At 47.4% G+C, this 14638-nt stretch carries 1 protein-coding gene (only partly in view); it reads right to left on the bottom strand.

Annotation, left to right across the window (positions count from 1 at the left end; genetic code table 11):
• Positions 1 to 14638: the 5' portion of an Ig-like domain-containing protein gene (locus ABWW03_RS08105; protein WP_353407564.1), read on the bottom strand. The gene continues 18503 nt to the left of window position 1, outside the view; 14638 of the gene's 33141 nt are visible here — the first part of the coding sequence; the start codon lies at positions 14636 to 14638; its stop codon lies off the left edge, out of view.

Here is a 14638-nt window from a genome sequence, read left to right as displayed (position 1 = left end):
CCAGTTCTAAACGACGAGGCACTACTGTATTGAGTTCCGGCTTATCTCCTCGATTCGCCTGATACTCGAACGTAAATTCTCGGTCCTGTTGAAGTTCAAACAGTACGCTATAACCATCGTTAATCGCTTTGGCACTGGCAATTCCAGCTTCAGCGCGCAGGCGCAAAACGTCGCCATTAGATAACACGTTAGGTGAGGTAATCCTAATTTTAGCATCATTGTTCTCAATGCTAACGCTGGTCTCGACAACTGAGCCGCTTTCACTTACTAACTTGAACTTATCGATATTGTCAGGATAGACATCAATCTCTTTATTAAACCTGAGAGTGATAATAGCGCCGGCCTGATCTTTGTAGACGTAACCGTCATCAGGCAGCACGCTGCTTACCGTCAGAGCGAGAGAGTCCGAGGTTTGCAAGAAACCCTGTCGACCATCGCTGCTCAGCCCACCGGTTACCACTGAAAAATCGGTCAGTAATACAGCCTCATAGTGTCCCGCCGCTTCAACTTGCAGCCCGGTACCGACAATTGGATTCGACGGATTGGAGACATCGACGCTGGCCACACCACCTGTTCCAAGAGCGAGATAAGCGATTCCACCTTTAACATCAACGTCATAGACATGAGTATCAAAACTCACACGAGACAGCAACTGAAGTTCTCCGTCGCTACCCAGAGTAACCGCAGACAAGCCTGCCTCGCCACTGGCAACAAAAAAGTTACCGCCCTCTTTTGCAAGTTTTAGGCCTGGCAATGGCAGGCTTGACAGGAGTTCGATGCCCTTCTCTGCACTGTTCTCCAGTAAATACAAACCACCGCTATCCAGATCCTCAGGATTCAACAGTCGATTGGTCTGAGGATCAAATTGCCCGGCTAGAAGTAAATATCGAGACTTTCCGTTTTCGGCGGGCAAAGCGACAACATCAAGAGCTTGCTGTTGATTTGGCAACGTAAAACGGCTACTGAGATACGCTTTGTTTTGCAAATAACTATCGACTATTCCAAAACCGGCCTCGCCCATTGCAATAGCAATTTCATTACTTTGCGCGGTTATACCTTTGGCAAGCGCCGACGGGAGTGCAATCTGCTTAACAACATGGGACTTACTTAAATCCGCTGAATTCAAGGACAAAATGAACAGAGCCGCTTCAGAACCATTGCTCGCGGTTACAAACGCCCTATCCAGTGACCGTTCAAAGTAGAACTCAACTCCATAGGCTCGATAGCTTTCCGGCAGATCAATTTCTGCCAGAACCCGATCGTCGGTTCCATCCCCATCCGCATCAATCAACTGCTTTAATACAGACGGATCAATCTCTGCGCCATCACCGGCGCCCTGGCCATTCAGGTATTTGGCCGGGTTTATATCATAAATTAGAATGCCGTCCTGGCCTTTGGCGGCAAGCACAAAGGTCGCGGTCGGATCGAGGTCCAAATCATAAATATGCTCACGCCCACCACCCCGAATGTTGGCATCCACAGCCTGCTCATAGCTAAAGGCGTGTTCAAGGGTAGAACTCAATCCACCACTCACACTCAGGCGTACATCAACGGTACCCACTCGGCCTGCGGGTGTAATGACCTTCACTGTTTGAGCATCAAGAACTCGTATATTCTCTGACGGTACAGCAAGATCTCCAAAATACACAGACAAGCGCGTTGAATCGGAACCAAACCCTCGACCACTGAATATAACTTCAGTGCCGCCATTCACAGAGCCACTATTTGGAGAAATGCTGTTAAGAACCATAGGTTCAACAAACTGCAATGCCCCCAGCTCTCGATCAGTCATACCATTTTGATTGATAATCTCAAGCTCTGCCAAGCCGGCCAGGTTTTCACCCACATCCAATGTAAAGCGAATTTCTTCGGGGTTTGTCTGCAATTGGCTGGCAATAGAAACCGCTTCACCCGCTATGGTAAATGCCGGATTATTCGCATTTTTAACCAACACATTGATTTGTCCACCCGCGGTTGGCAACTGCTGAGGTTGGATTTCCTGAATTTCCGGTTTGAGGCCTACAGACACCGCTGTACTGAAATAAATTCGATGATTCAGTAAGCCCAGACTGCGACGGCTACCTGCTTCATCTTTCAATTGAATATAATAGTTTTCACTGCCCTGTAGTTGTGAATTTGCCTGCAGTCGAATCGTTTTTGGAGAGCCCTCATCGTAACTGATGTTGATCGCCTGAACCTGCCCATTTGCCGTACCATCGTCATGGACCAGAGCCAGGTAACGAGACAGATACGCTGCCGCAGTCTCACCTGCCGGAATCGCAAGTGGACGATTAAACTGCAACACAATTTCTGCATCTGGAGAAACATTGGCCTCGCCGTTATAAGGCTGGCTATTAGTAATATCGAGTATTTCAGTATCGATCAGCAGGAGTTTGGAGCTTAATCCAGGATTTCCAACTGCTCCTTCCGTAAAACCGTTCAGAATCCCATCGCCATTTAACTGGAGGCTGCGAGTACTTGTCTTCGCATAATCGGGCAATTTAACAGCATCCAACAGACGCAGATTATCCGGTTGCCCTGCATCCAATACCCCAACATAGCTATCGGGTGGAGAATTTAAATTAGATTTGAATGTCGCATAAGCTGACAGGCTACTGGCCGCCGCAATGGCGGTTTTACGGCCAGGAAGCGTCAGCCCATTGTCACTATAACTACCAAGCAGTTCAGTATCGCTTTCCCCGCGAATACCGAAACTGCGGAGTGTTTTCCCGCTCAATGAGAAGATCCAATTGTTACCGCGCTCCGCAGAGCCGCTCACCCCATGATCATTGATTTGCGGAATACTTGGTTTTGACAAATCAAATACGACCGTGCCGGATTCGGTGCCAACATGCAAACTGGAACCGATAATGTCAACATAACTGGGTTTCAGCTGAACTGTCTCTCCCGCGATAACCGCCGTACTCAAAGTTTTTACAACAGAAGGACGGCTTGGGTCGGCAATACTGATGACAGCGACGCCCTCACCAGGGACCGCTCGAGAAAGCTTTTGGGAAACAACAAGAATATTATCCTTTGCCACCATAAGTTCGGGGGCCACACTGAAATTCAGTTCCAGTGCATAGATATAATTTCGATCGCGCCCTACTCCCGGATTTCCTTGTGATGCAAGATCACGATCCTCTCGTTCGTATACAAATATCATACGACGATCTTCAAATTCCGTATCGATACGTGAATAGCCGTGACCACCCGCGCTCAGATAAAAGTGCTCTCCCTCTAGAGCCATAGATTGAGGAACGACATCTTGGGGCAAGTTGAAATATCCAAGTCCGTGCATCGGGGCGGCATTTTCCAAATCACCTGGCTGATAAGCAACCAGAGAAATCCAGCCCGGGGCAGCAAACTGTCGAAATTCCTCCAAAGAGTTGTATTTGACATCTGGATTAACTTCAAACTTTTGTCGATCACTGTAGCCAGCGCCCAGGACATAAAACAAATTTTGGTCTGGATCAGCCGCCGTCGCTACGATTTTGCCTGGTGGCAGTTTGCCAGCGTCAGGAATATAGTCACCTGCACCGCTTACTCCAAGTGGTGCGGTTGCTTCAATGACACCGTTCACACTCAACTTACCGTAGAACAGAGCATTGTGCGCATAATATACACGTCCCAACTCATCACTGAGTTCTACATTCAGAAAACCTCGGTAATCGCTGAAGTTTGGAATGCGCCAACGCATTTTTTGGGCGCTTAGGAGAGTCAGTGCTTCCCCATCAACACTGTATTCACGAACGTCGTCTGGGTGAGTTTCCCGCCACGCTTTAATCGAGGTCTGATTGGAGAATCCATAGCCAGTTAACTCAACCACAGTGTCCTGGCCATCGATTTTAACAACGGCCGGATTTACAAACGACAGCTGTAAGGTCTGAATATAGTTGAAGCCACCGATCAGCTCCGTTTCAAGGCCATGACGGTTACGCACCATAACACTCGCGGGACCAGCTACATTTGCAACAGTGGTAGCATGAATTCGATCATAAGGCTGTTCAGCATCCGCCAGTTCAATTGAACTGATTACAGTTTTCTGTTTGCCAATAAAGAGTTCAGCACCTTCACCAAAGTGCTCACCACTCACTACAATTTCAGTGCCACCTTCAATACCGCCAGCGTTTGGCGTGATACTTTCGATAACTGGAGCTGATTCAGCTCCAGCACGTGAAGTAGAAAAACTAAAACCATAACTCCGTGGTAAGACCTGTCCATTTAGCGCTGTCAAACCCTCTGAAAGCTCCACAAAATATTCAGTATTCGCCGCGAAGCTGAAATCCGGGGCTGGAACCAGGCTGATATTCCGATTGCTCTCAATTCCTGCTGGTTGCGTCAATGACATCGTAAAGCGGTCGCTGATGTCCTCACCAATTAACGGATCAGACACAGTCACACGAATGTAGGCGGGAATGTCGATGTCTGCAGGTAATGCTGAGGATAATTCGATTTCTACACTTGCAATTTGGCTGTTTAAATCTCTTGCACCGGATTTCGGGGACGTCGATAAGACCGTAAGACTCGGCAAAGTGACGCGAGCGAGACCTTGTGTGCCGGCTGCCACGTAAATACCACCACGAACGACAGAGAAGCCACGGCTGCCCCTATCCTGATTGCTAGCTTCAGGATGCGTGATCACCGGAATCGTCGCATCAAGCCCCACCTCTTCAAGGCTTGGAAGATCAATGATCTCTACAATCCCCTGAACCGCTTTTCCTTCAGCATTGGAATAATGAACTGAAACAAAAGCCTGGTTACCTAATACGGAAACATCATAACTACCGCCCGCCAACAGATCTTTGCGTGCTGGCGTTAAAGCAACAGTATTTAACAGCTTTGGTTGGTACGGATCACGAACGTCAATGATGTTTAGCTGTGAGTTTTGAGTATCCCCGGCCATATCGGTGAGATAAACAATGCCCGCTTTAATGGTCAGTCGATTGGCAATTCCGAACGTATCAAGCTTTGCCACAACTGGCATGGCAGGGTCGCTGACATCAGCAATTACCAGTCCTTCTTCCGAAGCAGCGATATACGCAAATCGACCGTCGACGACAACGTCACGAGCAAGACCAGTTGTTTGAATAAAAGAAGCTTTGTAGGGGGATTCCAGTTCGGAGATGTTAAAGACTTGAACCCCACCCAAGCCATTCGCCACAAAGGCCAACTGACCAGCACTGTGGAGACCATAAACATCCGGGAATGGCAATGCGATTCGCCCAGACAATGAATAAGGTAGTCCTGGATGGCGAGGGTCACTCTTCGAACTGAAAATTAACAGTTCAGCTTCAGTATCATTGCTGTATACGCGCCCAGTCTGGGCGTTACTTTCAATGTTGTTAATTAATGTTTGAGAAAAATTGTTTCCACTCGGACCGCTGAGCGTATCAACCGCAGACTTACCAGCAAGAATGAAATCAGCACCAGCACTCAGTTCACTGATTGTTCCGGCGAAAACTTCCCCCCCGTTCAGCAGAACATCGGAATACAAGTATTTGATATTACCCGAACCATTGATTTCATCCTGCTGTTCAGGAAAGAAAAGACCACTTTTAGCGTTCCCTGAAGCACTGCTTGTGCCCTTTGAGCCAGCTTCCAGGTTCATTGGGTTTACAGTCGACCATGCAGCAACCATCGTCGCTGCTCTATCTTGATCAATGAAACGATCAACTGCGCTGTAGTACACTTTATTCGCTAGAGAACGACTGTTTTCAGAAGGCTCATCGGGCAATAAGAAGTATCGCTCGGCCAGCGGTAGACCAATTTCCAATCGCACGGATTCTTCCACATCGTGGTTTTCAGTTTCCACCTGATAGGTCAGCAGTACCCTCTCATTGGTTTCCTGTCCACGACGAAGGATATTGCCATCCGCAAAACGTGCCCAATATATGTAACGGAAATCATCAGCATTGCTTAGCGGAAGATCAGGGCGTGTAGGACTATTATCATCGCGTTGAAGCTCAACACGCGTCTCGTAAATAGACTCCCACTCACCCGCCGGGTTACGGTACTGACGATCAAGATTGGCATATACAGTTCGACCAATATCCGACCCAATATCCGTCACCTCCAGACCAAGAAGCATCGTTTCGGCAGCTGTTACAATTGCATCATCAATTGGGCTCAAGACAGCGAGTTTGGGTTTGACGGTATCTTCAACCACACCCACACGCACAACCTGAGTCTTCGTGCTGTGCCCTTTCACGTCAAATACAACAGCATGCAAGGCCAAGCCTTTCGCCCCCTGAGGAGCAATCACATTGATTTTGTACTGATTCTGCAGATTAGCCCCACCTTCAGGGGTATGTTGAGAATTGGTGACCGTTTCTACGACTTCATTGTTGACGTAGAACACGACTCGATCGATACCGCGGCGCCCCAAATCATCGATAGCTTCCACAATGACATCGAAAGACTGACCATCGACAATAGCGGTTTCGTCGTTAGCGGGTGAAATAATTTGAGCCTGTGGCGGTTTGTCATTGGCTATAGTCATCGTCAACGCTGCTGACTCGGATGAGCTAAAGCCATCAATGTCCGTTGCAATCGCTTTAAAGCTGATTACCTGCCCTGGTGTTTCTGGTACAGCGACGGTGAATTGGTATGGCGCCACATTATCACGACTCAACTTTGTATAGTTAAGCTTATCGGGCTCGCCATATGCCCACAGAAGATCGACAGAATCAACACCGGATTCAGCATCTGTCGCCGAAACGTTTACCAGAATATCTCGACCTTCGGTAATTTCTGCAATCGTCGATCCCAAACTGAAACCTTCGATATCGAGTATATTGATACCATCGACAATTGGCGGCTGATTAGGGCGTAAAGTTACCGCCCGACGTTCGACACTGACATTGCCAGCGCCGTCCAGTGCTTCTATCACTAGACTCATCGCCAACTCTGTTTTAGTCGTGTCTGTACCCAGATAATCTTTAATGGAACGTAAAGGAATGGTTCCGGCAAAAGGGCCACGGAAAAATATTCGGGAAGTTTGCTCTTCGCTTGCCTCAAAGGTTCCATTACCGTTGATGTCGGCAAAGAGTTTAAGTTTTACCGCACCAACTTCGACGTTGTCTTCTACGACAACTGAAAATGGTAAAGATCGGTTTTCAGCAGCGAATGCTCCAGGGGCTTTGGGCAGATCAATCTTAATGGTTGGAGCAACATCGTCTTTGCCAACTAAAAGACGAGTTAAACCATTGGTAATAGAGACGCGAGCATCGCCATGATAACGAAGCTCAACTGCACTTGAACTTAACTCAATCGCCTTACCCGCCATGCCATAAGGAATCTCCAAAGCAAACTCGTAAGGGAAGCTGGTATCGACATAGCTTTTCTGCCCTCCAGGTAAACCATTGACGTTCAAACTGACACTTTCAAGCCCGATATCATCGATAGCCGCAACTTGAATCAATACCACTTCTCCTTCCAGCACACGACTTTCATTGTCCGGCTTGGAAATCGAAACTACCGGTGGAGTATCCTCGACAATATTCAGAGTCATACTTTCCGTAGCCACCTGCTGGCCATTGTTAAAAGTGTCTTGAGCTCGTACCTGCAGCTGCAGTTGATTATTGGCGGAATTGGAAGCATCAAAAGCAGGCACATCCACAATAAACGTGTAGGGTGCCTGACGCAGAATACGGCTGTATATTTCTCCCAACTGTGGATGAGTGGCCACAAGTGTTACAGTCTCAATGGCAATATCATCAAATGCATCGACATTAACCGCCAGACGATCCAATTCAACAATACTCTCACCTTGAATTGGAGAGCGAATATCAACAACCGGTTGCTGGTCTACACTAATCGGAAAACTCAACTCTCGAGTTTTTGTATTTCCAGCCTCGTCGCGGGCAACTAACTTAAACCAAACAAAAAAATCATCCCCCGCCTGGCTACCATCGATACGCCCCTGAATTTCACTGAAGGTATCAATGTCGACGGCCTGCGCAAACTCAGGAGTATCAATATTTTGAGTGGTAATGACATTGAAATCTCGTCGCTCGATATTATCAACAATCCGCAATGGATTTCCGTAATCAAGCTGTACATAGTTGCCATCGTGGAGGCGCGCACCGTAACTCTGATAGAGTTCAATAGAGGAAACTTTAGAATTATCGTAGGCACTGAACATCAGTTCCAGCGCCGCCCCTTCCACGGCTGAAGAGCCCACACCTGGTTTATGCAGCACAACCTCAGGATTAATATCATCTGGAACAATGTTCAGATTGATAACATGGTTGCCAACACTACCATCAGAGTCTCTCACCTGAACATTGAGTTCGATTTGCTCGGTCCCACTGATCGCTGCTTGAGGCAATTCCAACACATATTCACGCACCAAAGCATTGGGGCTGTTCATCAAGCCATATTCACGTGCGAGAGATTCCGAGTATTCATTGAGATACTGCGCATACATGCTGTCATAGGCTGCAACCAACGCAACATCATCTACATCTTCAGGGGATAGCCCATCTCTGCGAGTTAGTTCGATTAACTGAATACCTCCAGCCGAAACACTAAGGCCATCGTATGGAACAACCCGGTCATCAGTGAGCGCGACGCCGACTTTAATCTGGAAACTTCCAGACACAATGGATTGCTGATCTCTAGGCGTCAGAATTCGAACCAGTGGGCGAAGATTCTGCACCGGACTAACAACGAATTCGCGATTACTGACATTGCCAAAGTTGTCTTCCACTCGAATCCGGAATTGAGTGGCCTCATATTGCTGGAAAACCAGCTCAGTGGACAATTCTTTCCTCAGTGGTTGAATTTCTGGGCATGTATTACCAAAGTTTTCTTCGTATACAACTTCATTACCCTGAATGGGGTCCACACGCTCAATGACAATTTTGGATAAACCCGCATCATCGTAAATTACGGAATCAAACTGAAAGGACTCACCAGTACGAACGTAAAACTCGCCCAGATTCAGCTGTTGAGGACTATCGATAACATTGTTGAAAACCCCATTAACCTTATAACTCTTGAATTCGGTTATCTGGAGTGTAGGGCTTGTATTTTCTGCGACAGGGAAACGAATCTCCTCGCTGACTGAATTACCACTGTGATCAGTTGCCAGCAATCGCAGAGCCAATTGCGAAGCCGGATTACGAGGTACAGTGTAGGACAGTTTGTAATCGCTGAGGCCACTGGCCGGCTCTATACCGAAGTACCCAGCCTGCTCTGCCAAGACATTTCCATCGACATCCACCAACTTAAGCGAACGAAGAATACTACTGTTATCGTTAACTCGAACATCGATATCCAGTGGTTGTAACGGCACTACCGCCTGATGACTGGCAGGTGACAGCAGCTCAACATTCGGATTTTCCTGATCTAATTGCAGGCGCTGACGAGCTATGGGTTGAATTGGAGCCGGATCACGCTCTATACCATCAAGACCATGCGCATAAACTTCCAAGTGTCCCCCGTCGTCTACAGGTGCCACAATGATATCGTTGTAAACGCTCCGTAGAGAGCTGGAAGATTTCAGAAGACTGGCACCCAGGGTCGCCTGGCGCCGGCCACCACTCATTTGGTCCCATAATTGGAGGCTTACCTGCAAATGATTTGGGTCAGCGGCGCTGTATGCTGAACGCCTACCATGTACGCGTTGAATCTGCTTAAAGCTGGATGTATCGAGTAATATTTTCTCGATGAAAAACTCTATTGTTTGACCACTTCCGTCTTTGACAACAGGCGTAATCTCTACATAGGCACTTTTACCAGCCAGGAGCGCATCGAGATCAACGAAGTCCTGATACTCCTGCTCCTGAAGCAGTTGGCTACAATCACTGCTGGAAAATAATGAAACCTGATAACTCGCACTGTAATCAACTGGCAACTGCAGACGCAATTGCCCTTTTATCTTCGGCAATGGCCACTGACGCAGGCGGGCCGACTCGGTTTGAATGTAGGGAGTGTCATTGATGAATAGACCGATATCAATATCAGCTTCTAAGTAGTTGATGTCGATAACCGGCAAAGCCTTCCCATCCGGGGAGCCATCCACTGCTGCTCGCGCGGACTTTATTTCTCGAACTTGATCTCCGGAGCTTCGCTGTAACGTACTGAAGATACTAAAATATTCAAAGCCATCCGTTGAGAGGCTTGGTATATAATCATCCTCAACAATAATACGATGGAAGCTGAAACCACCTTTATTCAAGGCCCCTGACTGGCTGTTATCATCATCCAAAGTGAACGTCGGTGATTTATCGTTTACAACTTGATAGGTTTTGGTCTCGGTATTTTTGTTACCCGAGCTGTCAGTTGCCTCAACGACCAAGCTAACCGTTTCACCAACTTGCTTGCCTTGAATATCCAATACACCTGAATAGTTAAAGTCATGCTTACCGATATTTTCTGTTAGGCCTATAGGTTGATCACGTGAACCCTGTAGAAAAATCAATACCGATTCGAGCTGCGTATTATCCAACACATTGACATTCAGATCGGTTGCTGAATCCACAACCAATTCCAGAGCTTCCGGGTTTATGATATGAATTTCCGGAGCTTCTTCATCAGCCAGGATGGTGACATCGAGTTTGTTCGACTCAGCTGAATTTCCGGCGATATCCTGGGTTTGCACATAGAGTTTCAGTACCTGGCCCGCGTGAACATTATAATTGGAAGGAATTATGACCTTTCCAGAAAACTCTGAAATAAAACGCTCTTCGAGCACCAGCTCCCCAAGACTCAAGGGATTGGCGACTGTTTTCTTTTCCAGGTGATCGTTACGTGAGAAGAACTCCCATTCCAGCTTCAGAAGCTGAGAACCCGGACCCTCGAGCATAACTTCAATATCAGTGACAATACGATTGTCTTGTGCAATCCCCTGGACGGCGACTCTGTCTCCAGGCATTACTTCAATTGGTTTGTCAGGTACGTCCAGGATGACTGAAGGCGCATCCGTATCCTCCTCGACACTAAGCTCAATCTCCGCTGTACCTTCAAGACCCGCTGTATCGCGGGCAAGTAATACCAATTTAACCGGCTTGCTGCTATCCACATTGGGCATTCTCAATGAAACCGAGACATGTCCACCATCCTGCATAAGCTCATACAGGGCAGAATGTGTGTATTCTTTTACATATGCGTTAACGCCATCCTGCTGAATGGAAACCTGCAGGGATTCAACACCCAAGTCATCGATAACCACAGCGGTGACGGTGAAGAGCTCCCCCTCCATAAACTGACTGCCAATGCCAGGCTGATGAATAGTAATTTCCGGAGGATTATTGACGATTACAGGAAAGGCAATGTCGCGCTGCAAGATATTTCCATGAACATCTTCCACCTCAATACGCAAATCGACAGAGTCGATGCCTTCAGGCACATCAATATTCAGTGAATCAGACTGACTGTTTCCACTCAAAGACCGGTCCAGCAACGCATTCCCTTCTTGAGAAATGCCAAGTTTCTTTAAACCAGCATTGTCTTGCACGCGCCAATGCAAATCGAACGCCTGACCTGCGAAAACATTGCTGCCAATTGCCGGTTTTTCAATAGCCAATAAAGGCTTATCTTCATCCTTGAGCAGTGAAATTCCAAAGCTATATTCGGCTGATACTTGATCTGAACTATCATAAGCAAGCAGTTTAACGTCAATATCCCGGTTATTATTCCCTAAGCCTAATAAATCCAAATCGAGGGAAAACTGGGCATTAACGGTTTTTGAAGGAACAAGACCATTACTCGAATCCTGATTAACTCGAGTGAGAGTATTCCCACTACTTCTGTCGACGAACTCAGCCTCAATTCGGCTCACTAAATGATCATCTTCAGCCGAAACCGAAAAACGAGCTACGCCATTTGTATAGTATTCACTCTGAAACAAATTATGAGAGATGATTTGAGGCGCTGCATCCCCTACTACACGAATAATAATCGCAGCAGTACTGCGATTACCTTGAAAATCTACCACTTCAATTTCAATGGCGTATTCGTTGGTGCCGGAATCAATATCAGGTGTTTTTACAATCTGAGCTGCTGAAAAGTTTTTAGCGTTTTCTGAGGCGAGCTGAAGAACAAAATCATCGCCACTAAGCTCATCTTCCAAATTACCGGTAACGATATAGCTACCATTAGACTTGATAACTCCCCGCAACAGAACACTTCGGACGGATACATTGTCGAATCCGGCAGCTTTCAGTAGAAAATTAGTGCCCTCGACTACGTCCGCCACCGCCTGGCCATTGGTATTGCCGGTAATCTCGGGCGCAACAATGTTGATAACAGGAGCATCTTCATCAAAGCCCAATGTTACAGTAACCACGGCACTTTCAGCGGCCTGCCCTATACTGTCAGTAGCAATCGCTTTAATGTTCAGCAGCTGATTAGCCTGAATTTCCTTTGGAGTTTGGTAGTTGAAGCTATAAGGCGCGCTAACGTCGCTTCCCACCAACTGATCGTTGACGTAGAAATCGACCCTTGCAATTGAGATATCATCTTCAGCGTTCGCACGTAATTCCACAACAGAGCCAGCTACAACTGTGCTGGATGCATCAGGAAAGCTAATTGCAACAGTGGGCGCTTGGTCGGCACTCAACTGTAGGCGAAGCTCTTCCGACTCGGAAATAAGGCCGTGAAAATCCACTGCCCTTAGCTTCAGCGAAAGCTGATCGAAATCCGCGCTGCTACTTACCTGATATTCGAGAGTCTCTGTAAGTTCTCGGTTTGTAGAAGTGTTCGCATCAGCCAAAATCTCTTCAGGTATTTCATAACTTGCGACAACTTCGCCGTTAGCCAACAAATCCAACTTTGCACCAAGATGCAGGGTATCGTCGACCAATACAATCGGAAGGTCCAGTTTTTGACCGCGAGCTACAGAATTATCGTTTTGCAGGCCAGTGAAACGGATAGAAGGCTTTTCGTTCTGAACAACCTTAATGAGCTGACCGCTGACATTACTAATGCCGTTATTTCTGCCATAGACAGTCGCTGCCACACTCAAACTTGTCTGCTCTACAGCAATACGCCCAACGCTAACTACAGACCGCCATAACTCAAAGGTGTGATCCTCAAATCCAACCTTTCGGGTTTCATACAGAGGGAAATGAGATACGGAAACGACAGAGCCATCCAGAGTGAATTCTACATATTTAATTTCGGATTGGTAATCCCGCCCAGCAACGAAGCTTGACCCCATATCTCGTTCAGCCTGGATGATGATACTGGTTTCAGCTACGACCAGTTGATTAGGTGCAGGCCTGCTGAAGTTCAGGGTTGGGACGTCCAGCGTGGAAACGTCACGGACATTAACCGACCTCACCGGAGAAAAAGTTTCCTGACCAAGACTATCAGTGGCGATGGCCTGAAATTCTACCGCCTGATTGCCCAAATCCTGCGATATCAAAAGATTCATGCTGAACGGAGCTTCAACACGCTCTCCGACCTGCAGACCATTTACCAGATAGCGAACTGATGCGATCGACACATCATCTTCGGCTTTTGCATCCAGCAGCAACTCAGAATCAACGGCCACTTCATCCGGCAATTCAAAATCTACACTTGGCGCCGCATCAACCGCAGCAATAAAAAAATCAGCTTGTACACTCGGCTCCTGGACGACACGCACACGAATATTCACGGGTGTGCTTTCATCAATCACGGCATGGGCCGTCAAACTGCCATCATCACCAACAGAGAGCAGGTTGGAATCTTCATTGGACACGCTGTATTCGAGATTGAGCTGCTCGTTCAACAGGGTTTTTGAACCATCATCAAACACCAAATAAACACTCAATGGTGGATGTTCCGTGTTCAAACTTGGCAGTACAAACTTGTTTGAAGCGTCGAGACCATCTACCTCAAGGTTTTGTGCCTGCTTGGTAAACTCCACCACAACAGGGATTTCTTGAGTGTCCAACCCGGGATAGGCCACCGAAATACTTACTGCCTGCCCTCGAGTTTCGGCTAATGGATAAACAACCCCACCAGGAGTCACCGACACCAGGTCCGGTCTGGAGGAGCGATAGGTCACCCCTGTGCCCTCGCCGCTTAATGGTGTGAGCCCGCGAAATTCAAACTGTACACTGGGCACAATCAGCAAAGATTCCAGAATATTCCCAAAAGTGATTGAGCTTGGCGCCACCGACATAGACAGGGGCTTTTCACTGATTTTCTCACCAGTAAATTCAACAGAGGAAATGCTGCTTTGATTGCCGGACGCATCACTCGCATACGCCGACAACAAAACTACCCCATCGCGGTTAATTTCATCCAGAGATAACGGGGTGCTGAACGGAATCAGGGCAGTATAGAGACCCGAAGAAATTGCCGGAAAGCTGAGGCGCATATTGCCACTGCGAGCAAAGGCTTTTTCCCGAGCTTTGGAAATAATGCCGCCGTTGGCTCTCAGCTCGGAAGCGCGCAGACCATCTACATTGAATTCAACATAACGTAAATCCGTATCGTCTTCGGCACGGACCTGAACAACCAACTGATTCCCACCTTCGACATCGGCAACGGAGATAGAAACCAACTCCAGGCTTGGAGCAGTCTGCTCGTAACTAAAATTCTCTGCATAGTTATGACTACCGCCATCGTGATAGCTAAGTACCACACTTGGACTCGTATTGCCGGAGCCTTCAGCTTCGAAGTCATAATAACAGCTCAT

The organism is Pseudoteredinibacter isoporae (assembly GCF_040372805.1).
Taxonomy (GTDB): Bacteria; Pseudomonadota; Gammaproteobacteria; order Pseudomonadales; family Cellvibrionaceae; genus Pseudoteredinibacter; species Pseudoteredinibacter isoporae_A.
The sequence above is the reverse complement of the archived record's forward strand: the minus strand, read 5'-3'. Positions and strand labels throughout refer to the sequence as shown.